The 26,875-nt window shown below is 51.2% G+C and carries 19 protein-coding genes; 10 read left to right on the plus strand and 9 right to left on the minus strand.

All coding sequences use genetic code 11. The annotated features are described in order from the left end of the window. Nucleotides 1-120 precede the first annotated feature (120 nt). The 3 genes from NKT06_RS29670 to gntK all read left to right on the plus strand — a co-directional run bounded on the left by NKT06_RS29670 (nucleotide 121) and on the right by gntK (nucleotide 3,533). Nucleotides 121-987 carry a carbohydrate ABC transporter permease gene (locus NKT06_RS29670; RefSeq protein WP_253442897.1) on the plus strand — a complete coding sequence of 289 codons (867 nt, stop codon included), beginning with the start codon at nucleotides 121-123 and terminating at the stop codon, nucleotides 985-987. 20 nt (nucleotides 988-1,007) lie between these two features. Beyond that, a complete protein-coding gene (locus NKT06_RS29675) occupies nucleotides 1,008-1,835 on the plus strand; it encodes a carbohydrate ABC transporter permease (RefSeq protein WP_253441649.1) in 828 nt (275 codons plus the stop codon). Nucleotides 1,836-1,982: 147 nt separating this feature from the next. Beyond that, the gene (gene gntK / locus NKT06_RS29680) at nucleotides 1,983-3,533 is read left to right on the plus strand and encodes a gluconokinase (RefSeq protein ID WP_253441651.1); all 1,551 of its coding nucleotides are present in this window, start codon (nucleotides 1,983-1,985) and stop codon (nucleotides 3,531-3,533) included. 712 nt (nucleotides 3,534-4,245) lie between these two features. Here gntK and NKT06_RS29685 read toward each other — a convergent pair. Next, entirely contained in the window at nucleotides 4,246-4,635 is a 390-nt protein-coding gene (locus NKT06_RS29685; RefSeq protein ID WP_253441653.1) for a nuclear transport factor 2 family protein, read from the minus strand. A gap of 353 nt (nucleotides 4,636-4,988) precedes the next feature. On the opposite strand from NKT06_RS29685, the gene NKT06_RS29690 reads away from it, so the two are divergent. From NKT06_RS29690 to NKT06_RS29700, 3 genes are all read left to right on the plus strand, one after another. Next, complete coding sequence (locus NKT06_RS29690; protein WP_253441655.1) at nucleotides 4,989-5,306, plus strand: ArsR/SmtB family transcription factor; 318 nt, start codon at nucleotides 4,989-4,991, stop codon at nucleotides 5,304-5,306. A gap of 72 nt (nucleotides 5,307-5,378) precedes the next feature. Next, complete coding sequence (locus tag NKT06_RS29695) at nucleotides 5,379-6,194, plus strand: hypothetical protein (protein ID WP_253441657.1); 816 nt, start codon at nucleotides 5,379-5,381, stop codon at nucleotides 6,192-6,194. A gap of 120 nt (nucleotides 6,195-6,314) precedes the next feature. Then, on the plus strand, nucleotides 6,315-7,274 hold the full coding sequence (locus NKT06_RS29700) for an MraY family glycosyltransferase (RefSeq protein ID WP_253442900.1): 960 nt from the start codon (nucleotides 6,315-6,317) through the stop codon (nucleotides 7,272-7,274). 224 nt (nucleotides 7,275-7,498) lie between these two features. Here NKT06_RS29700 and cydC read toward each other — a convergent pair whose 3' ends face one another. Genes cydC through NKT06_RS29720 form a run of 4 tightly spaced genes read right to left on the minus strand, consistent with a single transcriptional unit; the run spans nucleotide 7,499 to nucleotide 13,762 of the window. Next, a complete protein-coding gene (cydC, locus tag NKT06_RS29705) occupies nucleotides 7,499-9,436 on the minus strand; it encodes a thiol reductant ABC exporter subunit CydC (RefSeq protein WP_253441659.1) in 1,938 nt (645 codons plus the stop codon). A 1-nt stretch (nucleotide 9,437) separates the two neighbouring features. After that, the gene (gene cydD / locus NKT06_RS29710; RefSeq protein ID WP_253441661.1) at nucleotides 9,438-11,345 is read right to left on the minus strand and encodes a thiol reductant ABC exporter subunit CydD; all 1,908 of its coding nucleotides are present in this window, start codon (nucleotides 11,343-11,345) and stop codon (nucleotides 9,438-9,440) included. A gap of 1 nt (nucleotide 11,346) precedes the next feature. After that, nucleotides 11,347-12,402: a cytochrome d ubiquinol oxidase subunit II gene (cydB, locus tag NKT06_RS29715; RefSeq protein ID WP_253441663.1), complete on the minus strand. Its 1,056-nt coding sequence runs from the start codon at nucleotides 12,400-12,402 to the stop codon at nucleotides 11,347-11,349. After that, nucleotides 12,347-13,762, minus strand: coding sequence for a cytochrome ubiquinol oxidase subunit I (locus NKT06_RS29720; RefSeq protein WP_253441665.1), 1,416 nt, complete (start codon nucleotides 13,760-13,762; stop codon nucleotides 12,347-12,349). The genes cydB and NKT06_RS29720 overlap by 56 nt, the downstream gene beginning before the upstream one ends. A gap of 506 nt (nucleotides 13,763-14,268) precedes the next feature. Here NKT06_RS29720 and NKT06_RS29725 point away from each other — a divergent pair. Genes NKT06_RS29725 through NKT06_RS29740 form a run of 4 tightly spaced genes read left to right on the plus strand, consistent with a single transcriptional unit; the run spans nucleotide 14,269 to nucleotide 18,761 of the window. After that, nucleotides 14,269-15,561 carry a tetratricopeptide repeat protein gene (locus NKT06_RS29725; RefSeq protein ID WP_253441667.1) on the plus strand — a complete coding sequence of 431 codons (1,293 nt, stop codon included), beginning with the start codon at nucleotides 14,269-14,271 and terminating at the stop codon, nucleotides 15,559-15,561. After that, on the plus strand, nucleotides 15,558-16,550 hold the full coding sequence (locus NKT06_RS29730) for a glycosyltransferase (protein ID WP_253441669.1): 993 nt from the start codon (nucleotides 15,558-15,560) through the stop codon (nucleotides 16,548-16,550). Before NKT06_RS29725 ends, NKT06_RS29730 begins: the two co-directional genes overlap by 4 nt. 1 nt (nucleotide 16,551) lies before the next feature. Next, nucleotides 16,552-18,093: a glycosyltransferase family 4 protein gene (locus NKT06_RS29735; protein ID WP_253441671.1), complete on the plus strand. Its 1,542-nt coding sequence runs from the start codon at nucleotides 16,552-16,554 to the stop codon at nucleotides 18,091-18,093. Then, entirely contained in the window at nucleotides 18,090-18,761 is a 672-nt protein-coding gene (locus NKT06_RS29740) for a class I SAM-dependent methyltransferase (RefSeq protein WP_253441673.1), read from the plus strand. The genes NKT06_RS29735 and NKT06_RS29740 overlap by 4 nt, the downstream gene beginning before the upstream one ends. A gap of 212 nt (nucleotides 18,762-18,973) precedes the next feature. On the opposite strand, the gene NKT06_RS29745 is transcribed toward NKT06_RS29740, so the two are convergent. The 4 genes from NKT06_RS29745 to NKT06_RS29760 all read right to left on the minus strand — a co-directional run bounded on the left by NKT06_RS29745 (nucleotide 18,974) and on the right by NKT06_RS29760 (nucleotide 26,846). Beyond that, complete coding sequence (locus NKT06_RS29745) at nucleotides 18,974-20,980, minus strand: glycosyltransferase (protein WP_253441674.1); 2,007 nt, start codon at nucleotides 20,978-20,980, stop codon at nucleotides 18,974-18,976. 113 nt (nucleotides 20,981-21,093) lie between these two features. Further along, nucleotides 21,094-23,082 (minus strand): tetratricopeptide repeat-containing glycosyltransferase family 2 protein, encoded by a 1,989-nt coding sequence (locus tag NKT06_RS29750; protein WP_253441676.1) that lies wholly within the window; start codon nucleotides 23,080-23,082, stop codon nucleotides 21,094-21,096. Beyond that, on the minus strand, nucleotides 23,039-25,321 hold the full coding sequence (locus NKT06_RS29755) for a glycosyltransferase (protein ID WP_253441678.1): 2,283 nt from the start codon (nucleotides 25,319-25,321) through the stop codon (nucleotides 23,039-23,041). The genes NKT06_RS29750 and NKT06_RS29755 overlap by 44 nt, the downstream gene beginning before the upstream one ends. A 79-nt stretch (nucleotides 25,322-25,400) precedes the next feature. Continuing rightward, nucleotides 25,401-26,846 (minus strand): DUF6385 domain-containing protein, encoded by a 1,446-nt coding sequence (locus NKT06_RS29760; RefSeq protein ID WP_253441680.1) that lies wholly within the window; start codon nucleotides 26,844-26,846, stop codon nucleotides 25,401-25,403. Nucleotides 26,847-26,875 lie beyond the last annotated feature (29 nt).

Genomic DNA, 26,875 nt, shown 5'->3' on the forward strand with positions numbered 1-26,875 from the left:
TCATGTGGTCTCGTTATTCGCAAAGGAGGAATTCATATGGCTGTAACTGAACCTCGTCTTACGCCCGATCCTGGCAATACCAGACCTGATCTGGATCGGCAGAAGTCACTCTGGTCCAGGATGTGGGAGCATCGTGCAATCTATGTTGCGATATCGCCGTTTTATATTCTGTTTGCCGTTTTTGGCCTATTCCCTATCGGGTTCTCGCTCTATCTAGCTTTTCATAAATGGGATGGCATCGGGATCATGACGTACAACGGGTTTAACAATTTCAAATACATGCTGACCGATGCCGAGTTCTGGCAGGCCGTGGGCAACACCTTCATGATCTGGATCTATTCGACAATTCCAATGCTCTTCTTCGCATTGATTATTGCCTTTCTGCTACATGCACCATTTGTGAAGTTCCGTACATTATTTCGGGTCGGTTATTTCCTGCCTAACGTCACGTCCATTGTGGCGGTAGCCATTATCTTCGGTGCCTTATTTGCCAACAATTATGGCTTTCTCAATTATCTGCTGCAGTCGGTCGGGCTACCTGTTGTGGAATGGATGAATGCACCATGGGGCATCAAAGTTGCGATCTCCTCCATGGTGGTCTGGCGCTGGACCGGATATAACGCCGTTATCTATCTGGCCGGGCTACAGAGTATCCCGCAGACGTTATACGAAGCAGCCAAGATTGACGGGGCATCTGCGATACAGTCCTTTTTCCGCATCACAATCCCGATGCTGCGTCCTGTCATCCTGTTCACGGTCATTACATCAACCATCGGCGGTATGCAGCTGTTCACCGAGCCGCAAGTATTGGTAGGCAATGATGGCGGCGCGGGTGCAGCAGGCATGACGATTGTACTGTACCTCTACCGTGAATCCTTCATTAACAATTACTTCGGATACGGCGCTGCTGTTGGCTGGGGTATGTTCCTCATTATCGCCCTGTTCTCAATTGTGAACTGGAAGCTTGTTCAAGGCAAATCATCCTGATGTGATAAGGGGGAGCGCACATGGCGACCAAACACCTCAAATCGCTGGTGTTGTATACCGGTCTTATCGGGGGCATGCTCATATCCATGTTCCCGTTCTATTGGCTGATTGTAATGTCCACCCGGACAACGTCCGATATCTACAAGTTTCCACCGCAGCTCTGGTTCGGGGGCGAATTGTGGAATAATATTACGCGAGTGTTGCAGCAGATTGATTTTTGGGGCGCCTTTCTGAATACGCTGTTTGTGTCGGGCCTCGTGACCATTCTGGTACTGTTTTTTGACTCACTGGCAGGGTTTGCGTTTGCGAAGTTTGAATTTCCCGGCAAAAAGTGGCTCTTCGTCCTGCTGCTTGCCACCATGATGGTACCTTCCCAGCTGTCGCTGGTGCCCTCTTTCGTGCTGATGGCCACGTTCGGCTGGGTCGGTTCCTTCAAAGCCCTTATTATTCCGGGCATGGTGAACGCCTTCGGGATCTTCTGGATTCGCCAATATGCTACGGAGTCTATTCCGAATGATCTGCTCGATGCAGGACGCATCGACGGCTGTAATTTCTTCCGGCTCTATTGGAACGTAGCGCTGCCGATTCTGCGACCTGCCTTTGCTTTCCTCGGCGCGTTCACCTTTATCGGCGTATGGAATGATTATCTGTGGCCTTTGATCGTCCTGACGGATGAGCGTAAGTACACCTTGCAGATTGCATTGTCTCAATTAAACGGGCTGTATAACACAGACTACGCGATGGTGATCGCAGGTACGTTGCTTGCCGTCATTCCGCTGATCATCATGTTCCTGTTCATCAGCCGCCAGTTTATTTCGGATATTGCCGCAGGAGCGGTGAAGGATTAAGGATGGTGTAATCGAGATCGACATAATCTGTTCCAATTTTGATCCATCCCTCAAGTCTGATATTCTTATCTATAGATGAAATAACAGATGCCATATAAGTTGGATGAACAGCGCCACCTTATATATTCAAGAAAGAGGGATGACAAAATGGCTTCTTCACCCTATATGATCGGCGTAGATATCGGCACAACCTCCACCAAGGCCGTCTTGTTCGAGCAGAACGGCACCATTGTGGCTCAAGGCAGTGCCGATTATCCGCTGCACACCCCCACACCTGCGATTGCGGAGCAGGATGCGGAAGATATTTTCAAAGCAGTCATCCAATCGGTCAAACAGGCTACCTCCAAAGCAGGAGTTAAGCCGGACGAGATCCTATTTGTCTCGTTCAGTTCAGCCATGCACAGCATTCTGCCAGTCGATAAACACGGTACACCGCTGATGCGGGCCATGACATGGGCAGATAATCGCAGTGCCGAGTGGACTGAAGTACTCAAATCGGAGATGAATGGTCACGAAATCTATCTGAGAACAGGGACGCCGATTCATCCGATGTCCCCACTCACCAAGATTATGTGGCTCACTCGGGATCAACCTGAACTGTTCCAGCAGACGCACAAATTCATATCCATGAAAGAATATGTGTTCTATAAATTATTTTCTGAATACGTCATTGACCACTCCATGGCCTCCGCCACCGGACTCATGAATCTGGAGAAACTCGACTGGGATGCAGAAGCACTCCATGTGGCGGGCATCACGCCGGAACACCTGTCCCGATTGGTACCGACCACCCATGTGCTGAAACATGGATTGCACCCGGAGTACGCCAAGGAGATGGGCATTGCGTTCACCACACCGTTTGTTATCGGGGCCAGTGATGGTGTGCTCTCCAATCTGGGCGTTAACGCCATTGATCCAGGCGTTGTTGCCGTGACCATTGGTACCAGTGGAGCGATTCGTACCGTCGTGGACAAACCGGTGACCGATCCGAAAGGACGCTTCTTCTGTTATGCACTCACAGAGGATGCGTGGGTAATTGGCGGACCCGTGAACAACGGCGGTGTTATTTTTCGCTGGATTCGGGACGAGTTAGCGGCTTCCGAGGTAGAGACCGCGAAACGACTTGGCATTGATCCATATGAAGTGCTCACTCGTGTCGCCGAAAATGTACCTCCGGGTTCGGAAGGGCTCTTGTTCCATCCGTATATGACGGGTGAGCGGGCTCCGCTCTGGAATCCCAATGCACGTGGCTCGTTCTTCGGCCTGACGCTGCATCATAAGAAAGAACATATGATTCGCGCTGCGCTTGAGGGTGTATTGTTTAACCTGTACACAGTCATGCTGGCGATTGAAGAAAAGATCGGTCGGCCGAAAAAGATTCAGGCGACAGGCGGCTTCGCCCGCTCCGAGCTGTGGCGGCAAATGATGGCGGATATTTTCGATCAGGATGTCATCATTCCCGAAAGTATTGAAAGCTCCTGTCTCGGTGCAGCCGTACTGGGCTTGTACGCCCTCGGACGAATCGATTCCCTGAGTGCCGTCTCCGGCATGATCGGATCAACGCACCGACACCAACCGGACCCGGACAGTGTCCGTGTCTATCGGGAACTGTTGCCGATCTTCATCCGCATCTCCCGCAAATTTGAAGAAGAGTATGCGGATATTGCTGCTTTTCAGAACAAGACGATGCAAGGATAGGGAAGGCGTGAAGATGACCGGAGAATTGGGCGGTTTAAGTTTCGAGGTTTTGGGGTGTGGGAGTTGAAGATTTGGAGGGTTTGAGGCTTGGAGGGTTTGAGGGATGGAGCGGGGTTAAAAGCCTCAATGTTACACGTTGGAGAGTCAAAACGTTGAACATGTAGCAGCTAACGAATCGTAGACGTCTTATTTGCAATTTTTAGCATGTTTTCAGATTCTAAAGAATCTGAGACATCTTATATCCGAGTTTAGTAGCGTAAAGTTGCCCCAAAGTGAGAATTCCCGGAAAATAACGCTTCTGCGATTCGTTAGAATCCGACTTATGCCGATATCCAGCCAATAGCGCGTCTCAGATTCGTTAAATTTACAGACTATCGCTACCATGCAGTGAATCCCCCCCAGCTGCATCTGGCTCAAAATAACCTGCAGCTCTAGCGACCACATCTAAAGCACGTTCATAATGACCGTCCCGCCATGTTTAGACATGCGGGAGGGTCTTTTTCATCTACAAATTTTCAGGTACATATCTTCATGTAAAGTTTTTTGTATCCATTTACCTGTAGAAATTGTGGCTAATAGCGCAATGAAACCCTCTTCCCCATCAGCGTCTCTCCAATTAGTTATATAGGCCAACAAAAAAAGCCCCACAGTATGATAGACTGTTGAGCTTCGTTTCCAACGCATTTTATTATTACTTAATTATATTGCGCTATTACTGATTATACTTGCTGAATGCATTCTGGTCGGCCTGTACGTTCTCCAGATACACAATCTGCCCCGCTTCGTTTACACGTGCGATATCAATGCCTGCTTTGGCATATACTGTTCCGTCTGCCGCTTGTCCGCATACCGCCCAGTTGGTTTGGTAGCTGCCGTCAGGCTGTTGCACCCACGCGTCCCACATATGTTTTACGTCCTTATTGTACTCGTAGAAAGCTTTCATAAAACCATCGAACCCTGTTCGACTGGTACCGTTAAGTACAATTTCTGCGTCCGGTGTAAACAGGGACAATAAATCCTGCATGGCGCGCTCGTCTGTGCGTGAAGCATCAAATAAACGGAAATAGTTGTTCAACATGGTAACTGCACTTGTAGTACTCATTTATATTCCTCCTAGAATAAAAATCCGATTTCTAATTTATAGTTCGAATATTTTCGAACTAACTGAAAAGAAATGTATCATACTTCCTATACTACCCGCAAGAAATATATAAGTTGAGACCGACTTTTACACTAAAACGGAGAGTGCAGAACCAATCTGAAGAAGCGAAGCGTGCGCATTTATCACCGGATTTTTCCCTTGGACAAAGGGAATACAGAAAATCTGGGGATAAGAGCGATCGAAAGATGGTACTGCAATCGAAGTAAATAAGTGTAATAGTTGCGGTTCAACTTCTATAGTTCGAAATTTTTCAAACATTGAAAGAGGAAGCCGAATATGCTAACGTCATAGATATGAGAACTCCAACGATACCTATGGCTTCGGAACTGAAACTGACCACGGTCTGCAATGCATTGGGTGATCCGATCCGTATGAAAATTGCACACTGTTTGGCCAGCTCTGGCGAGAAAAATTGTTCCGCCTTCGAAGTAGACCATATTTCCAAATCCACATTGTCCCATCACATCAAAATTTTACGTGAAGCCGGCGTGATCCAGCCACGCATTGAAGGTAAACAGCACTTTTATTCCCTACGAAAGGAAGAATTAGAGGTCCGTTTTCCAGGTCTTGTCGAGATGATTCTGAATACATGCGAGGAATACGCACATTAAAGTAAGCAAGTCAGGGATCGAATGAAGAACCACATTTATCATGATGGTATATCTATAAAGGAGGCTAACCATATGGACAAAAAAGCGGCAAAGATACTGCTGAGTACCTTCTGGGGAGGTGGCGGTTGGAAAACAGCTTCTATCCCGTTCTCCGGGGATGAATTTGAGTATGCCAAAAGCAAAGGCGTCATGTTCGACCCACTCACGATTACGCATGACGAGATTGTCCAGCGTCTTTACGACATCCATCAGGATGACTCGTTCAAGGAGCGGGTAATATCGGCCTTTCTACATAGTCTGTCCACCAAAAAAGTCTACCTGCGCAGCGCATTATCCAGCTGGGTTTTAACATCGAACATGCCTCTGCATACCTATGCGGAACGCCCTGCCCTTCACCCTAACACCAGTGCCTGCGGGGATTGTAATTACCTGCGTTTGCAGTCAGACAAGGAATATTCCAACGTCGACTTAAACGTCCTGAACTTTGAACGGATCAAGTGGGGCGGCGTGCGTCATGGCTGGCTTCTCTATTGCCTCATGGATTTGGAATTACTGCGTAAGGACAACGATACAAGCTATGAAGTAACTCCTGAAGACCAAGCTATCCTGGTAAAGCTGCTTGAAGCAGCTCAGACGGAAGACCCCAAGGACAGTGCACGTTCATTGGAGAAAAAGTGGAAAGACATCTTGCCTTCCAGCAAACAGGAGCGGGATGCCCTGCTGGAAATCTGGGCGGCAGCCGGAATATTGGTTCCTGGAGATAACCCGAGAAAAGGCAAGGGGGGGTCCGGTGATTTCATCTTTGCAGCAACCTGGCAAGGTGATGATGGATATCATGCAGAAGCTGTAAATCATTATTTCGGCTCCTATCTTCCTCAAATGCGATAAAATCTGAACTTTGGCTCACCTTTTTTCGTACGTCTGGTTACAATAATGACATCGACAGATTTCCTGTTTAACTCGTATAATAAGGAGAAATTGGTAGATGGGAGTGAAACAAGCGAGTTTATGGTATACATACTGGCTTTTATAGTGTCTTTTGCTGTCGTGGTTCTGCTTATTCCGCCGCTTGGTCGACTGGCTCACCGGCTCGATTTTGTGGACAAGCCCCGGGAGGATGTGGAGCGTAAGCTGCACAGGCAACCGATCCCGCTCACGGCGAGTTACGCGATATTTACTGGATTTTTCCTGACATACATTGCTCTGACCAAAGAAATTACATGGGAAACGGCGGCTCTGGTCGCTGGTGGTATGCTTCTGCTAACGATTGGTACCGTCGATGACTGGTACAAAACAAAAGGCAAAGATTTTCCTGCCCTGCCCAAGATGCTCGTACAGGTCTCAGCAGCAGTACTCGTATTTGCTTCTGGCATTGCGTTCACCGGATTCGTGAATCCCTTCAATGCGGAATATGTCATGCTTCCGATCTGGCTGCAATTCATTCTCACGATCCTCTGGATCTTCGGAGTGACAACTGTCATTAACTTCTCGGACGGCATGGACGGACTGGCTGGCGGTTTATCAGCTATCTCGGCGATCACCCTGTTCATCGTGGCCATTACCAAAGGTCAAACGGATTCCGCACTCATGTCGATCATTCTGGTCGGTGTGACGATTGGTTATCTGAAGTACAACAAAGCTCCTGCCAAAGTGTTCATGGGTGATGCAGGTGCTACGTTCCTTGGCTTCATTTTGGCGGTTATCGCTCTGGACGGTGCATTCAAACAAGCAACCATGTTGTCCATTTTCATTCCGATTCTGGCGCTCGGTGTACCGATCTTCGACAACATCTTTGTCGTGATCAAACGTTTCATTCAAGGTAAAGCGATCTACCAGGCCGACGCGAGTCAAGCTCATTATCGACTGCTGCGTGCCGGATTGAATCATAAACAGGTTGTTGCTGTGCTCTATCTCGTAAGCACTTGTCTGTGCCTTTCCTCCATCATATTGATGTTGGTAGAGATGTAAGTATCCGCAACAAAAAGCGGTCATATCGGAATGTAAAAATAGACGAGTCCAAGATTTCTTGGCTCGTCTATTTTTTATGCTTATATGGTTAAGTGCTCATTCCGCACTTATTCAGTGTTATTCGCTAAATTGATAATTCATATATAGGTTCAGTTCAGCTCAATCATCTGGGCTGGTATGCAACATCCACACGTCTTGAGCCTCAGGCCCTCACAGGCTCACACTTATTTCGAGGCTACCGGCGGCAACGGTTGTTCCCGTTGTTGCCGACTGGTCCATCCCGGCCGATCGAGTTCAATAAGACGGCGGTATCGCTCTTCCCCGGCCAGCAGTTGTTCGTGAGAACCCTGCATGGCAATCTGTCCATTTTCCATAAAAATAAGTTCGTCCATCTGTTCTGCACTAATCAGGTGATGGGTAACCCAGATCATCGTTTTGCCTTGCAAGCTGTCCAGAATGGTCCGCATCAGTTCACGCTCCGTCACTGGATCAAGCCCTACCGTTGGTTCATCGAATATAATAACAGGTGTTTCCCGGAGCAGTACTCGGGCCAGTGCAATCCGTTGCCTTTCCCCGCCAGAGAAACGCAGCCCTGTCTCCAGCATCGGTGTATCATATCCCTGCGGCAAGGATTCGATCAGACCGGATAAACCGACTTGGGCGGCCACCTGACGAATCTCCTCATCCGTTGCATGCGGACGTCCGATCCGCAGATTGTTCGCTACCGTGGTGTCAAATAGATGTGGGCTCTGATTCAGCACTGCGATGACATCAGGCACACTCTCTTCCAGCGTCTGCACAGGCAAATCATTGATCAGAACGTTCCCCGCAGACGGAAGCAAGGCCCCCTGAATGAGCTTCAACAAGGTCGATTTGCCGCCGCCACTTCGTCCAAGGATAGCTAATCGTTTACCTTGTGGCAGATGAAGAGATACATCCTGTAGGGCGTAGGAATCATCCGCTGTATAACGGTAACTTAAGCGATTAATCTCGATGTCTGCTCTGAGTTTGGGTGGAATGCGAAGACGAATTCGTCTGTCCGGGATATCACTCGCAGCTGGCAAGGACTCGGATGGCTGTCCAGCCATCACGTTGCCGTTTTTTACTACAGAAGTCGATTCGCCCGTTCCATCCGCATCACCGGCTCCATTCTGCAACGGAAGATAATCTTTCCCTTCGAGCTGCTTCAAGCGATCCAGTGATTCCCGGTACTGTGGAAGATGCTCCACCGCATCCCCTACAGGCAGAAGTGTTTCCGTGAGCGGAAATAACACCAGCACAAAAGCAGCAATCATCACAGCTGGCAATTGTCCGATAGCAGCGGCGTTTCCAGCCCATAACGTCACGGATATGACCATTAAACCAATGACACACTGAGCCATCAGATCGCGCCAGCGTGTCCATCGCCGCAACTTGCGACGAATCGCATCGACCTGTTCTTCCGCCTCTTCCTGCTGCTGAACAAACTCGGTTGCTCGTCCACTTGCAAGCCAATCTCCCAGTCCAAGCACACCGTCAGTCAGACGGGTATACAACCTGCTGTTTTCCTTTTTCAGCCGTACACGCCATTTCCACGTCACTTTCAGGGAGATCGCAGGTAGCGCGGCAACAAGGAATAACATATACAAGCCCATCCACACCGCAAATCCCAGATCCACACTGCCAAAAGCAATCACAGCCGCACCGTACATCACGAGCGCTGTAACCGAAGGGAAGACTGTACGCAGATAAATATCCTGCAACCGCTCCACATCATCGGCGAGTGCTCCAAGCACATCTCCGGTCTGCATGCGAGAGCGCAGGAACAGGGCCTGTGGCTCCAGAATGCGATATAACTTCACCCGTTGATCAGCCAACACACGCAGTACGGCATCATGTCCTGCCAAGCGCTCGATATATCGAAAGACGGCGCGAAATATTCCGAATGCACGTACCCCAACGATAGGTACATACACCATCAGAATGTTTTCAGGACGCAGCGCAGACTTGGAGATCAGAAATCCGGAGGCAAACAGTAGCAGTACCGCACACAGTGCAGCACAAGTGCCTAGCGCAATGACTGCGATGAATCTCCAGCGGTACTGTGCCACATACGGAGCAATCCAGCTATTTTTTTCTTTGCCGTTACGGACGGTCTCCATATGTTCATATCCGGACTTCATGTTATATCGCCTCCATCTGGGCCTGAATCATCTGATAATATACACCTTGTCGTGCCAGTAATTCCTGATGTGTTCCCGTCTCTGCCACTGTGCCGCCATCCATGACAATAATCCGATCCATATGCGGCATCCAGTGCAGACGATGGGTAGCCAAAAATACAAGCTTGCCTTCAAACAGTGGTAGCATCGTCTGTTTCAGTTCATACTCTGTTTCCACATCCAGATGTGCTGTCGGTTCATCAAGCAGCAGGATGTTCCGTTTACTAAGCAAGGCCCTTGCCAGCGCCACCCGTTGCTCCTGCCCGCCACTCAGCTGTCTGCCGCCGGCACCAATGGGCTCATTCAGCCCTCCGGATAATGAGGACAGTAACTTGGTTAATCCAGCTGCACTAACGGCCTTGGCCACTTCCGCATCCGAAGCCTCCGGCATGTAGAAACGAACGTTATCGGCCAGACTTCCACTAAAGATATACGGATGCTGCGGGATCGCTGCCGTCTGTCTTCGCCAGGATTCGAGCATATCCGGTGTAACCGGCTGTCCGTTAGCCAGTACTTGACCCGAAGTAGGCAGCTGAAATCCAGCCAATACATCAATTAACGTGGACTTGCCTGCTCCGCTGGCGCCAATAATACCGATTTTGCCGAGACCTGTGATCTGAAATGTGACATCCTTTAACGAATATGGACCTTCATCCTCATGCCGTACCTGTACATCCGTTAGTGCGAGTCTACTATTCTCATTCCAAGAGGACATGGAGGAAAAGGAAGAATCCAACTCAGGAATAGCATCGGGATCAAGATCAGGATGCACCGCAGCCATGTTATCGCTCAACACGACGCGTATGGTCGAAGAGTTTGCTTTCCTTTTACCCGAAGATAATGATGGTGTAGATCCTGCTTCGTCCTCTGCCGTAACCGCATGTGCAACAACATTAGCATAGACTTCCTGCTGTTTCTGTTCAGCGGCTCTACCCCGTTCGATCACCTGATTAATGGCTGCTCCAGCTTCCTTGCCGTCCAATGTGGCATGATAATCAGCGCCGAGCATACGTACAGGCAGGAAATATTCGGGTGCCAGAATCAGTACCGTCAGTGCAGGGCCGAGCAGCATATGCCCTTCCGTCAGACGTAATCCCAGACCAACCGCCACGGAAGCAACGGACAGCATGGTGAAGAAATCGAGTGCAAATGAAGAAAGAAAGGCCATACGCAGGGTGGACATCGTCGCTTTCCGATACCGCTGACTGACCCGCCGAATGGAACCTTCGTGCGTTTTGCTCTGTCCCAATGTTTTTAGCGTCTCCAGCCCACGCAAGGTATCGACAAAATGGTTAGCGAGTGCTTTGTAGGATCGGAATTGTCCGTCTATCTTACGCTGGGCAGCGAGGCCAATCAGAATCATGAACACGATCAGGATCGGTAGTGTCAGCATCAGAATAACCCCGGACATCATATCCAGCTTGAACACATACAGCAAAATGACGATGGGTGTGAATCCTATGCCCAGCATGCGAGGAATGAATAGTTCGAGATACGCCTTAAATTGAGCTGTGCCCTCACGTGCCAGTGTAACCAGATGGCCTGTGCCCTCGGTCTTGGCATAACGCGGCCCAAGTCTGAACCACTGCTCCACCATCTGTCTGCGCAGATCAGTCCCTGTCCTCTCCGCATATCGTGATGTCACGAGTTGTAACCAGAAGGATAGAGCGTATCGGGCGGCAAAAGCAGCCAGGAACAGCAGCAGTACCGGGTACTGCTCCGTTACGGATGAACCTTCAAACAATGCCGTGATGGCCTGTGCCAGCCATTTGGCTTGCATAATGATCGTCATCGCCTGTAGCAGTACCAGCGCTGATGCCAGCGCGAGTACTGGCCGGATGCCCGGCAGCTTCAGCAGCCCCCGTTCCATATCAGTACTCCAGGTGGTGCTGCTCGTTCAGGCGTTTGCGGAAGATATAATAACTCCAGATCTGATAACCAAGAACAAATGGCAGCAGTGTACAAGCCACAATCGTCATGACTTTTAATGAATACGCACCAGATGCCGCATTGTATACGGTCAGGTCAAATGCAGAACCAAACGAACTCACCATGACTCTTGGGAACAGACCGATAAATACAGAGGCAAAGGCAATTGCAATCACAGCACCTGTCATACCAAAAGCCCAGCCTTCATGCTTCTGACGAACGAAGTATGCCGCAAGTGCAAGCGCGACTGCGCCAAGTACAACCATGATCCACAGTGCCCAACCGCGAACGGCGAACACATCGGTCATGAAATACGTCAATATCGCATACACGGCAAGCAGCGCAGCCAGCGGCAGCATCAATTTTTGCGCTGTATTCAAGGCACGCTCTCTGAGTTCCCCGACTGTTCGTAGTGAGGCAAACAGTAATCCATGAACCAGACACAGCAGGGTTACACTCAAACCGCCAATCACGGTGTACGGATTAACAATATCGAAGAATCCTGCACGCAACTGCATCTCTCCATCAATAGGCAGACCCTTCATGAACGTAGCAAAGACTACGCCGAACAGGAAAGGAAGGAGCGCGCTGGATACCACAATGATGATATCCCATGTTTTGCGCCAGCGCTGCTGTTTCATTTTACTGCGGAATTCGAAGGCAACCCCGCGACCAATCAAGGCGAGTAACACGACCACAAGCGGCAGGTAGAAGCCACTGAACATCGTGGCATACCAGTGCGGGAAGGCGGCAAACATCGCGCCCCCTGCTGTAATCAGCCATACTTCGTTACCATCCCAGAAGGGACCAATCGAGTTGATCAGGGTCCGGCGTTCACGGTCCGTTTTGGCAATAATGCCTGTAGACATCCCTACACCAAAATCAAAACCTTCCAAAAAGAAGAAACCGACAAACAATACGGCAATCAGCAAAAACCACAACTCACTTAGTGACAACGGAATAACCTCCATCCACGCCGAACGGATCGGCCGATTCATCGTGATCTTCCGGCTTATCGACCGCAAATGGCCCAGCCTTGATCTCACGTACGAACAGGTATACCATCACGATTCCAAGCACCGTATACGCGGCGGTAAAAGCAATGGTAGAGAACAGAATCATTCCTGCGGATACGTTCGGTGAGACACCGGCTTCGGTCGTCATATAGCCAAACACCGTCCACGGCTGCCTGCCAACCTCGGTCATGATCCAACCAGATGTATTAGCGATAAATGGCAGAGAAATAGCAAATACCATCAGACGCATGAACCACTTTCCTGCAACCTCCAGCTTCTTGCGCATGGCCAGTAACGTACCATACAGGGATAACAAAATCATTAAGCCACCTGCTGCGATCATAATGCGGAAACTCCAGAACGTTGTTCGTACCGGTGGGATGTAATTCCCCGGTCCATACGTCTGCTCATACTCGGCTTGAAGCTCCTTCATGCCTGTGACACTGCCGGAGAACTTGCTGTAGGACAGGTAACTGAGCAATCCAGGGATTTTGATCTCACCGGTATTCTCCTGTTTATCCGGATCGATAAAAGCAACCACCGTCCATGGTGCCGGATCTTCTGTCGTCGTCCATGTGCCTTCACTGGCTGCCATCTTCATCGGCTGTGTCTCCACCAGATATTGCGCCTGGAAATGCCCGGAGAAAGCTACACCCAATGAAGAAACAAGTCCAATGATGATCGCAATATTAAACGATTTACGGAAAATCTCCACATCCTGTTTCTTCATCAATTTGTAAGCACTTATCCCGGTTACGACGAAAGCCCCTGTCATCAATGCCCCGAAGATTGTATGTGGGAATTCGACGAGAAGCTGACCATTCGTGATCAGTGCCAGGAAATCATTCATCTCGGCTCGGCCGTTGTTGATCTCAAACCCGACGGGATGCTGCATAAATGAATTGGCTGCCAGAATCCACAGTGCGGACAGGAATGTCCCGACAAACACCAGCCAAATGCAGGCCAGATGCACTTTTTTGGACAAACGATCCCATCCGAATATCCACAAACCAATAAATGTAGACTCCATAAAAAACGCGAGTAACGCTTCAACCGCCAGTGGCGCACCAAACACGTCCCCCACAAACCGAGAGTACTCGGACCAGTTCATGCCGAACTGGAATTCTTGCAGAATACCTGTGACAACCCCAACGGCAAAGTTAATCAGGAACAGCTTGCCCCAGAACTTGGCCATCGTTTTGTAGATTTCCTTCCCCTTAACAACGTACAACGTCTCCATGATCGCAACCAACAGTACAAGACCGATGGATAGCGGGACAAAGAAGAAATGGAAGATCGTTGTAAGTGCATATTGGATACGCGATAACATAATCGGATCCATACCGTTACCCCTTCTTTCTGTTCACTTCGCAGTATGCGTATTTGGCATTGAAGCTGCACCTTCGCTGTCTGTCCGCCAAATACGTTGATGAACGTATTGTGCCAGATTCCCTATTTTATACATGTGAGAATTATCACAATCTTCGTCTCCAGAGCAAAAAAAAGTGACCTCGGTCACACAAAGGATAAAATTCAGCCTATTTGAAGCAATCTCATAATACTTTTAGCTGCTTTAGTGCAGATTCAAAAAATGAGGTTTTTAGTACCGAGATCCGAGAAGGTGGAATGCAGTTGGAAATGGGGTAGCGGAGCGCAGGAAAACTCTATAAAAGCTTGCCTACTTCATCTATTCATGGAAGATACTCATGTTTGGGACGGAATGCCCATATGTTAGTCTCAGGCATATCATGCGAAGTGCCGTAATGGCTTTACATATGAAGTGGAAGCATGAAGCACATGCATAGCGAAAGACGCTCCATATTACAGTCAAGGTGAGGTGAGCGATTCATGGAAAAACCTGTGCCGTTACCAGGTGAAGAATCCGAAGCCAGCCCGGATAAGGCCAGCGCAGCACAGCCCCCTGTACGATATGTTCTCTTCCCTCGCAAAGGAGGATGGTCATCCTTTCCCTATCCCGATATTGCTGCACTGCTGTCGATCGAGGGCGAGGTCTACTATGTCAGCAGCCTGACGCAAACAGTGGATGTACCTGCGGTTATCACCGTGATCTCCCTATCTGAAGCCGAGCAGCTATTGCTGGAACCCCGCACCGTGGCAGTGGTTACTCATCCCTACTGGCTCATGGCTGCAGCTTCGCTGGAACCAGAGCTATGTATTGCCCTGCTCCCTGAGCCTGCCGGAGACGAAGCATCTTCCCCCCTGTGGGAGAGCAGTATTTCCAAACTGGTGGGCATCGCCGATCTGGTCGGTACATCCTCCGAAACACGATATATGAAGCTGTTATTCCAAGGCGTACGCGCCATCTGGCTAGGAGGCGAAGATCATTCACCCGCGGGTACGATGCAAAAGGATGATCTCGAAGTCCCTCTCCGGGACTACGAACTGTTCTTCCTGCATGCGCTGCGGCAGATCCTGTCAGGCACTCCGGATAGCGTCACCCTGCTTCAATGCAGTGTACGTGCCGACTTCTATCGCCAGCTTCGAGCCAAAGCAGGTGCACATGAGACCATATCCTTTTTGCTGGCAGCTTATGAGTACTTGCTTGAAGATCCTCGGGCCATCCATTCGTTACAAGAAGCATTCACCCATGCAGTCATGAATGGTCGTAGTGATTGTGTGCTCTCCCACTATCGCTTCCTGTCTGCCATCCATGCCCGGGCCGGGCAGTTGGAGGACGCCTTGCTGGTGTACGGAATTAGTGCAGCCGACGAACAGGAACGACATCATTATGAACAGTTATGTCGCTGGTTGGAGGCAGGAGAAGATCAACTTGTACGAGCGGAATTATTGCGTATGAACGATGATTACGGAACCGCGCTGCGCATCCTGGACGAACTTGGCGGAGAAACCGCGAGACATTGGAAATTCCGCATTTATCAGGAGACAGGACGCGTGGAAGAGGCACTGGCTCTGGTGCATGCAGTCGATATTCAGGATGATGCCAGTCGCCAAGATTATCAGCAATTATCCGGAATTGCCCTGGCTCTGCGAGGGGACAGACACGGGGCAGTCAGACATTTTCTCGAAACGGCACTGGAGGATGAAGATGCCCTCGCCCGGATTGTCGAGCTGGAGCTGTTGGATCATGCTGTACAGCAATTGCTTGGGGAGGTGCCATGATGCTGGACCCGAAGAAGCGCAGACAACAGTTGAATGGGCCAATGGTGCACAGGGATATTCGAACCGAAACCACTTACATGCCAACGGAAACAGTCGATCGGACACATACAGACGCATTGGGAAATGGCGATCACGCGCCGGATCATGCACCACAAACGCAGGATATCCGAAGCCAAGTGCATCACTGGGGCGATTCTAAAGGTCTCGGAGAAAAGGATACTGTAACCCAAGAAGAAACAAGTGTATTCAAAGAGCCCTTCTCCATTCGTCGGGTTCGCAAAAGCAAAGGCAACAAGCTGACCGCCATGCTCCAGGTTCGCAATGAACGCGGCCGATACCTTGAAGAAGTATTGCATGATCTGAGTGAGTTCGTGGATGAGATCGTGATTGTGGACGATGCCAGCACAGACGGAACCCCGGATCTATGCAAAGCCTATCCGAAGGTGGTGCGTCTGGAGGTATTGGAGAAACCGTTGTTCGCCGAAGAATGGCGACTTCGCAACACCTTATGGCAAGCGGCGGCGGGAACGAGTCCCGACTGGTTGCTCTCGGTTGATGCGGATGAGCTGTACAGCACAGAGGCCAAGAAAGCCATACGTACGCTGATTAATCAGGAGTATGCAGACTGGTTTGCATTCCGTTTCTACGATATGTGGGGTGGCCGGACCCATTACCGGGAAGATGATCTCTGGTGCCTGCACAAGCGGCATACCGCTTCACTTGTACGTTATATGCCTGGATATCCTTATTTCTATCCACAACAGAATCATCATGTCCCCCGTCTCCCCTTATCCTGCACCGTATTGCCTGGAGTCAGCACGGAACTGAAGGTTCAGCATCTCGGCTGGGCAGGCAGTCTGGAGGACCGGGTTCGTAAATATTTGCGTTACAAGCGCATTGATCCTAGCGGTGAGTGGGGCAATCTCGCACATTACGAGTCGATTCTCGATCCGGAACCTCGGCTGGTTCCCTGGAAGGAGGGACCGTGAGATGGGCGTGGTGAGTATTCTGACGCATAGCTTCACCGACGGGTATAACCGGGAATTTGGTCGAGTATTTGGTGGTGGGCTGGAGCGATATATTCTGGATCTGTGCAGTGTCATCCGTGGACTCGGACATATTCCCGAGGTTCATCAACTGTCCTATTTTGAAGCATTCCAGACTCGGACGGAGCAGATTGACGTATTCGGTTATTCGTACGACATGGATAATGTACCGGAAGCCTTTGATCGAATGGCAGCAGCGGCGCGCGGCCCAGTGATCTATGCAAGCTGTCTGTGGCAACCCATCACCTACAAACCAGGCAGTCTTGGTATCTGTCACGGCATTAACTGGGATCGTCCCGGACTGCCACTGGAGACCAAACAACAAGTGGCGGAACATATTCAATTGGCTCTGGATGGACTCGTGCGCATTGTATCCGTGGATTCCCATTTCCAGACCTTTTGCCGGGCTGCGTGCACCTATACCGATCCAAGACAGGTCGTCCTGATTCCGAATGCAGTGGATACGTCCTATTTCATACCTGCCCCGCCAACACGAACCTTCGAGCAGGAACAGGAAGACGAATGGCTTGCCGCATGGAAGACCGATCTGGCGAGTCATGAGGAGAATGCCGGTGCAGTTATATCAGGGATGAAAGCTGTGGAAAGCAAGGGTGGACCGAGTGGTGATGGAGCGTACAATGGGAAGGCTAACGGAGATGGTGGTGGGGATACAGATAGCGATCAAAAACGAGAGGAGAAGGGAGCGGTAGATCTCCATTTGGAGTTATCAAAACTGGAAAAAGCCGAGGTACATGGCGAATCGTACACGGTTGCTCGTAACCACCTGAATTCAACGGATTGGGCTACGGATATTGTAATAGCAGCAGATGCTGAATATCAGGTTAATGGTTCGTCTCAGGGACAGGTTGAACAGAAAACTATGGATGTCCGCTTGACCTCTCCCCGCCCAATTCGCATAATATATCCGCGTCGAATCAGCATGGAACGGGGCATTATTCCAATGATGCTGGCAGCAGATAAACTGCTGGGGGCTTTTCCGGATCTGGAGATTGAATTTGCCGGGGAACTGGTTGAAGGAAGTACGATCGGGAGAGCCTTTCGTTATTGGCATCGTACTCATCCACATGCGGAGCGAATTAACCAGCGCACGTATGATTTCCGGGATATTCGGGAGGCCTACCATCAGGCAGATATCGCCGTAATTCCAACCATATTTTCGGAGGGTACCTCCTATGCCTGTCTGGAAGCGATGAGCTGTGGACTTCCGGTGATTGCCTCCAATGTTGGCGGATTGAATGATCTGATTCAGGATGGTTTTAACGGGCTTTTGGTACCTCCCGGCGAGCAGGAACTAACCGCTGCTCTGGTTCGTCTCGTACAGGATCGGTCCGAGCGAGAACGACTGGGAATCTATGCGCGCGAGACTGCACTGTCCTATGATCTTGCCAGGTGGCGGAGCCGGTGGAGCACGGTGTTGGAATCTTTTTTGGCAGAGACAGGATTAAAGGAGGGAATTCGGGGATGATGGATACGCCCAAGGCACCGGAATTCATGGAATCAAGATACATTAGGCAAAGTGACCCTAAAACGGACACATTGGTCTTCCCCCTGCATCCGGCATGGTGGAGCCGTCCCTACGAATATGAATGGGCCCGGCGGTTTGCACGTTCAGACGATGTGGTCCTTGATGCAGCCTGCGGCATCTCCCATCCGTTCAAATTCTGGCTTGCCGAACACTGCCGCGAGGTTCACGCCTGCGATTGGGATGAACGCATTTTGTCTGAAGAGGCGATAAGACTGGATATTGCTTCTGATTTTGGCGAGCTTGCCGCTCAGGATCTGCCGGAATCCACTTTTGTCCGATTGCACCGTGCAAAGGCTAATCTGGCCCAGCTTCCGTACGAGTCGGGTAAGTTTGATCGGGTGTTCTGTATCTCTGTACTGGAACATCTGGATACGGGCACAATGCTGCGAGCTTTCCGTGAATTCGCCCGGGTGCTGAAGCCGAATGGACAGTTGATCGCTACCTTCGATGTACCCGAGATGCGCCCTGATCTGCTGGAAACGATCATGGCGGTTACCGGACTAACCATTAAGGATAAGCTGAATGTGGAAGAACCGGACGATGCCATCTGGTCTGACATGTACGGCACGCCGATTCGCTGTTTTCGAGCGGTGATATGCAAAGGTTGAGACAAATTGGGTTACGTTGAGTTAAGTGCAGAGTGGAAAATTGAGGGCTTAAGGGCTCGACCCATTAGCAACGGAACAATACACGGTTCGGGCAATGCTCCGATTACCGGTAGCTCCGTTGCTCTTTTGCAATTTCAATCGGAGATCAATTGAGAAACAGTTGGGGATTACAGGGATTGGGGAATTAGGAATAAGATTAGAGATAAGATAAATTATAGGTGTACCAGTAACATGTTGCACTGGTTGGTGTACTCTTTGGCAGAGGCTGCGCCGGGTGCTGTCAGGCGCAGCAGGATGTGCAGGCCCGGCGGAATTGTCGTCGCCGGGCGACCTGTGGCGGCAGATTGCCGCGCAGTGAGTTGGGCCGATTCAGCCCATTCACGTGCCAGGTTCTGCCGCCCAGCGAGCAGCGCGAGCATGCCCGCCAGGAGCGCGTGAGTGACGCGCTCCGGGGTGGGCACCGCGTCCGCGTGGGGCTGCTGCGAGCCGGCAGGCGTGCCGCATAGCGCAAGCAGCCCTTCGCGGACGCTCGCGGGTGCGCGCAGCAGCCCGCAGCGTGCCGCAGGCGGAAGCGCTGCGAGCAACGCCAGCGCGCCGCGGGGCGGCAGGGCTTGCAGCAGGCGCAGCCAAGCGGCCCAGGCGCCCACGCCGGCGAGCGCTTGCGCAGCTGCGAGCACGTCGCCAGCCGCAGGCGCGGCAGAGACGCCGGGCGTTGCGCCGCCGAGCGGGCCAGGCGCCCTGCCGCTGCTGCGAGCCCTGGCCCCGCGCTGCAGCAGCGCCTCGGCGGCGTGGGCCGCTGCGGGCAGCGCTGCCTGCCGGCGAGCCGCCGCTCGGGCGTTGCGCCCGCCGGGCTGCTTGTGGCCCAGCGCCCACAGCGCCAGGGCCGCCTCTGGCCCGTGCTGCGCATGCACCGCCCAGGGCTGCAAAGCCGCCCGGGCCGCGGCGTCCTCGCCCAGCTGGGCCAGCGCAAGCCCGGCGGCTAGCGGCTGTGCCCGCAGCGGGGCAGCGAGCGCCGCGGCGTGGCGCAGCAGCCACTCCGGCCGATGCGTAGCCAGCGCGGCCGGGATCAGCACTTGCCATGCCACAGGCGGCAAGCATACGCGGGTGGCTGCGCCGGCAATGGCATGCGGCCGCCCTGTGGCTGCGGCCAGCAACAACAGCCGCTGCCATGCAGGCAAGCTGCCGGGTTGCACCCCCAGCGCCGCCGTGTATGCCGCTTCTGCCTCTGCCCAGCGACCAGCCCGCTCATGTGCCATGCCTTCCAGCGTCAGGCTGCGGTAGGTTCCAGCGCCAGAGACTGATGTATACCTGCTGGCTGTGGAAGCAGCCGTTTTAGCCAGTTTTAACCAGTCCAAGGCCATGTCCTCTCTCCCTTGATCCAGTTCAAGTACAGCACCAAGCTCCAACAAATCCGGAAAATCCTCATACACCGGCGCCCACGCTTCCACCACAGCAAGCGCCCGTTCCGGGCTGCCAATCTCTCGCCAGGCATAAGCCGTTTTCAGCACCAGATCCGAGTGATATCCACAATCCGGCATAAGCTGCGCCAATAATGGCTGCAACAACCGGAGTGCTTCATCATACTTCGCTTGCTGAAACCATTCGGCAGCCAGAGCATATAACAGCTCCGGTTGATTCCCCTCCGGATTCAACGCGGAACGGATCAACTGCATGTTGCGTGCACCTTTATTTTTGGCGGTAATCACCTGCTCCAGATATCCGTAATGAATGACCTCAAGTTCAGAATGAAGCACGCCTTGCGGAATCAGTGCCATGATGGAAGAAGCAATCTCTTCATGAATTCTGCCCTGAAAGGCAATTCGGGGATCATTGCGGAACAATCGACATACCGCATCCGTCACACGCTCTTCACCAGACACACCCAGCAGACTCGTGACCTGTATCCAGTATCCCCATACATCGTCTCTGCTTGCCGCTAACAACTGCACGAGTTCTGCCTTCATCGGTGGGGTCTGTACCCATACTTCATCCGCATCAAGCACCAGAATCCACGGTTTCGTAGCAACGGCCAGCGACAGATTACGGGCTTTACTGAAATCTCCGTTCCATTCCGCGCGGATGACAACGGCACCATGAAGACGCGCAATTTCAGGTGTATCGTCTACCGAACCTGTGTCCACAACGATGATCTCATCCACAACATCTCTGACTGCATTCAAGCACCGCTGGAGTGACCCTGATTCATCCTTCACGATCATGCACAAGCTAATCTCTGGCTCCACATTCACCACCATCCCTCACCAACGGAGTTCGCCCCCATTCAGTACCCAGAACTGTGTTCACTTTAACTCCCTCACCTACCTGATCCCTCTCAGCTCTCAAACCCGTCCGCTCCCGGTAACTCCAGACGAATATGCTGAACGACAGGCCAACAACGATGCCGCTGTCCATCTGTATGCTGAGCGAAAAACTCCAGATGATGATCCGCAGCACTGACCAATCCTTTTACCAACCAGCTGGTTCCCACCAGCGTATCCAAAGATCCAGGGAATGACCCTATATCTTCTCCTTTTTCCCTATCCATATCCTTATCCTTCTCGCTCCTCTTCCCTTCCTCTTTCTCTCCTACACAAGCGCTCTCTTCTGGCGATAACCCTTCTCCAGACAATTGCTGTCGACACATCTGAATCAGGCTATGCAGCTCTTTCCATCTCCCTGACTGTACACACCCTTCCATCATCAGACCCAGGGCCTGCCAGCCATCATACTCTGCTCCTGCAACCGTTCCGTCCATGCTGGAGTCCATGTCCTTCTTTGTTGTCGCTCTCAGACCCAACGTTCGCCCTGTCTGTGCAGCAATTTCTTCATTCTTAGTTACTGCTTCACCCACCTGCGAACTACGCTTCAACCATAACGTCAATGGGTCATCTCCGCTAACTTCCTTCCCCTCGATCCACTCCAAACGTTCGAGCCATCGGGCAGATGAGGTTGCGAGCAACCCTTTTTTGCGTTGTACAGGTTCCAGTTTCAGGCGAGCCTTGTTCCATCTGCCTTGCTGGATATGGAGCATCGCCTCCGCCACGGATAAACGCTCCCTCATCTCTCCGTTGGGTTGTGACGATACACCCGGTAACAATCGCAGAGCCGCATCATAACAACGGGATTGCTCCAGAATGCCCAATACTTTGTGTGTAGCCTCTTCCGAACTGAGTGCAAAACGCTCCCTCACCAGCTCTGGAATCTGATGTTCCTGACCAGAAACTCGCATAATACGGAATATCCGATAAAGTGGCGGCAGCAGACTGGATTTGGCGCGAACCGCTTCCACGTAAGCATCCACTGCACCCTCCAGATCAGCCCTTCCTTCCAGTAATCGCCCTAACGTATACCACGTCTGATAGGTTCCGATACCTTCTTCCGTATGGTATATGGGCGGAGGTGGCCCCATGCGAACAGCTTCACGTAGCGACAGTTCGGCCCGATCTGCATCACCCAATGCGTCTGCACATACCCCGCGATGGTGCATCAGATCCGTGTACTCTGGAAAGAGTTCAAGCGCAGCATCAATGCGCTCCAATGCCTCCTGCCAGCGATTCAGATGCTGGAGACAACGAACTTCATATTTGAACAGCAGATGCGCGTAACTGGTCACCGCAGGATCAATCCCCAACCGAGCCACACCAAACGTCTCCAATGCCCGCTCCGCTTCCCCTACACGCAGATACTCGACCCCCAGATTATAGTGATGGAACGGCTGATCCGGTTCTTCCTCCACTGCCTGTTCCAGCAGGCGAACATTGCGGTTCACCTTATCTTTGCGCTCCACAATTGCCGTCTGATACCCATAATGATGGATGATCATGTCCGTTACATGAAATGCAGCTTCTGGGTTATTCCGACAGATCGCCGCTGCAATCTGCTCATGAATTCGACCTTCAAACCGATGACCCGGAGCATTGCGGAAGAGACGTAACACCGGATTCACCGTAGCCCCCTGCTGACCCGTACCTGTATAGTTATGAATGTTTAAAAACAATCCGTCACATCCGCTGACCGCCGTCCAGCTTCTGATCTGCTCCCGCGCAGCCCTATCGAGCGCCTCGTCCGCATCAAGAAAAAGAATCCAGTCGCCGGAAGCCTGCTCCAGGCCAGCATTCCGTGCTGCGGCAAAATCATCGCACCACTCAAATGGCACCACCATCGCGCCATGCTGACGAGCAATCTCTGCGCTACGATCCGACGAACCGGTGTCCACGACAATCATTTCGTCCACCGCTCCCTGGACACTGGCAAGACAACGGGGCAGTAACTCTTCCTCATCCTTCACGATCATGCATAGGGAAATTCGTTCCGCTCGCAAGCTGATTCCTCCTTTCCCTCGCATGGAAAATCGTACGCCAGGGAATGCCCTCGGCCGTACGTAATCTTTGTTCCAACGCAGTATGCTGTGCAATGAGCCACTCGGCAGATGGGGAACGAACCCATTCCTGCTGAATTGCCTTCAAGGCCAATCGCATGTAACATACAGCTGCTCCAGCCCGGGCCTGTCGGTGAGCAGGTTCCTGCTCCAGTGCCTGTTCGAACAGAGACAACGCCTGTTCGTCGTATCCTTTGGCATACAGCGTTTCACCTAGCCAAAATAACCCTTCGGCATCGAGTTCACTCTCGGTCATACACTGTATCAGGAGGTTCGCGGCTATTATGGTATACCCCTGACGATATAACAGGCTCGCAAACTCCCTTCGTAAAGTTACAGTTGTTCCCCAATGGTCACACATCATCATGGCCCGCAGCTCATGCAGTTGCTCAGCAAGTGTAAGCTGTCCTGTCTTTACGGCTTGCTGCACAACCTTTTCTGCTACCATCTCTGCCTGCGGACCCCATTGCATAAGCTTTTGTTCTTGTGAAGCAGGTTTTATGCTTCGCGGCTCTTTGGTTAACTGATTCAGCAGTCGATCCATGACCTTCCATACGTTCTTTTCTTGTGGAAGCGTAGTTGCGAGGAACGCCTCGGATAATCGTAATCCGTTGGTCCAACAAGCCAGTGCCCAATCTATTCTGTGCTCAGCCGGCAGATTAACTTCATTTACACAACCCACGCTCCAGTGTTCTTCTGCCAGTTGTAGTGCTTCGGAAACCCTATTCGCACATAACATCCAATGTATTCGATCCGCTACATGGATACGAGCAGTACACGCATCTGTATCCAGCATTTTCAATGCCTGTTCATATGCTCCACAGCCTGCTAGAACATAGATCACATACACCAGATGATCCTCATTCTTCACTGCATATGAATGTGGCATTTCACCACGAATCGAATCACCGCGGCCCGATTCCTTGATTCCTTGGCATCTGGCGAGTAATGTTTCTGCTATGTTCTTATCGGTTTCACCGGATTGTTGCAGCACATCTGCCAACCCTGCCCATGCCGGAGCATATGTGAACATGCTGTCCAATGCCAATTCATACAGATGTACGGACTCCTTTAGAAATCCCCGTTTCTGTGCAATTCTTGCCATCGCGGTATAAGCTCTGTAACTGTTAGAACCTGTTTCGGTTACATATGACACGCCTAACGTGCTGCCGCCATCACTCTGCACATCACGATCTGATACCTCCCGGCAATCGGCCGCTCGGGCATAGGATTGGTATGCACGCTCCTCCAAACCCTGCTGTTCCAGCGCCTCCCCGTACAACAAGTGCAGATCAGCATAGGATGGATACCGTTGTCGTTCCACAGCCAGAATTGCATGCGCCTCGTCATAGCGTTCCGATCCTACAAGGGTCTTTGCATAATCTCTAACCAGTGTTGGACGATATGGCGCAAGCAGCTCTATGAGACGTAATGATTCCCGGAACGCTTCAATTGCCTGTTCGATCTGACCAAGCTGGCAATACGTTACTCCCAGATTGTACAGGTGAAAAGGCTGTGCAGGCTCATCTGCGAGTTCCCGCTCAATCAGCTTCAGGTTACGTCTTGGTTTATGTTCCTTCGCAATCGTGGAGGCCAGATATCCATCATGAATCAGACATAATGGCGCAAGCGGTTCAGTCTCGATCAATAAATCTTCTTCATCTATATCGGTGTCGCTGTTATTCATATCAGCAACCTCACCCTGGGCAAGCTTGCATGGGCTACTACGAACCAACTGCTCATGGACGCGTCCCGCATATCGATATCCCTGATGAGCACGGAATAGTCTGACAGGCTGGGATATCACCCGCTCTTCAGACCCTTCACCGTATCGATTCTCTATGGTAATTCGTAACCTTGAAATGCTTTTATGGACTTTAGGTAAATATTTCAGCAGTTCTTCCAATCCCTGCGCGACGTACTCATCGGCGTCCAGACACAGGACCCATTCTGTACCTGCCAGAGGCAGACTGATATTTCGTGCATGGGCAAAATCATCTTGCCAACGGGCATGCAACACCGTTGCTCCGTACGTTTTGGCGATCTCGGGTGTGTGGTCAGAGGAACCCGTATCCGTGATAAAACATTCCATGCCGATAGGCTTCAAGCTGTCGAGACAGCGGGGCAGGTGATGTTCTTCATTTTGAACAATCATATGGATTCCAAGTAAACGGTTCTTCAAATGCAAACACCTCCAATACAAAAAAAATACATGAAGTCCATCAAAGGAACTCCATGTACCTATATGAAAAATAAATGGGTTATGTGCCTTGTCCATTGAAGAACACATCAATCGTGCTTGGTGCACCAATTAGGCTGGAGCGGTAGGAAAGACGTGTATATTTGAGGAAACGCTGCGGCACGAGTACATCCACTGATCCGGACAAAATACCAGTCACAGTGGCCACATCCGTGTACCAGTTCGTTCCGTTGGCACTGATCTCAACCTGAGCATCTACCCGGTTTATACCTGGGCCCCGGTTATATACAAAGAAAGAATACGTGCCAAACACACTGGTCGTAACCGCTGGAAGCGCAGTGAAGGTGTTTGCGGTCGGGGTGCTTATGAGCTGTGATTCCTGAAAACTCTTCTGTGAAATGGACGTCACGCTGCTAAGTGTTCCCGCTGTAATTGTAGCACCAAGCACACTCGTGATCGTTCCGTTTAACAAATTCGTCAAGGTCCCAGCCGTGATCGTTGCTCCGAGTACACTCGTGATTGTACCATTCAACAGGTTCGTCAATGTTCCTGCAGTTACGGTGGCTCCGAGCACACTCGTGATCGTTCCGGCAGTAATCGTCGCTCCCAATACACTTGTGATCGTACCATTTAGCAGATTCGTTAATGTTCCTGCGGTTACGGTGGCTCCAAGCACACTTGTAATCGTTCCGGCAGTAATCGTTGCTCCCAATACGCTTGTAATCGTACCATTCAGCAAGTTCGTCAACGTACCCGCTGTTACCGTTGCTCCGAGTACACTCGTGATCGTTCCGTTCAATAAGTTCGTTAGTGTTCCTGCGGTGATGGTTGCTCCGAGTATACCTGTAATGGTCCCCGCTGTAATCGTCGCTCCAAGCACACTCGTGATTGTTCCAGCAGTAATCGTTGCTCCCAATACACTTGTGATCGTACCATTTAGCAGATTCGTCAATGTTCCTGCGGTTACGGTGGCTCCAAGCACACTCGTGATCGTTCCGGCGGTAATTGTCGCTCCCAATACACTTGTGATCGTACCATTCAACAGATTCGTCAATGTTCCTGCTGTTACGGTGGCTCCCAGCACACTCGTGATCGTACCATTCAGAAGGTTTGTCAATGTTCCGGCAGTTACAGTGGCTCCCAGCACACTCGTAATCGTTCCGGCAGTAATCGTCGCTCCCAATACACTTGTGATTGTACCATTTAGCAAATTCGTTAATGTACCTGCGGTTACGGTGGCTCCCAGCACACTATTAATCGTACCTGCCGTGATGGTCGCTCCAAGTACACTCGTAATGGTTCCGTTCAGAATGTTGGTAATGGTTCCTGCGTTAATTGTAACGGTAGTCAGACCTGAGATATTACTAATGGTCCCGTCCAAAATAATGCCAACCACATTCCCGCTTGTATCGGTTCTGATAGGCTGGGCTGTCCCTGTACTATCCTGGCCGAAAATCAACGTTCTCAGATTATCCGGATTCGTATTAAACGTCGTAAAGTTAGGCATGTGCCTCGTCCTCCTCCCTGGTCAAATCT

The sequence above is a fragment of the Paenibacillus sp. 1781tsa1 genome (genome assembly GCF_024159265.1).
GTDB lineage: Bacteria > Bacillota > Bacilli > Paenibacillales > Paenibacillaceae > Paenibacillus.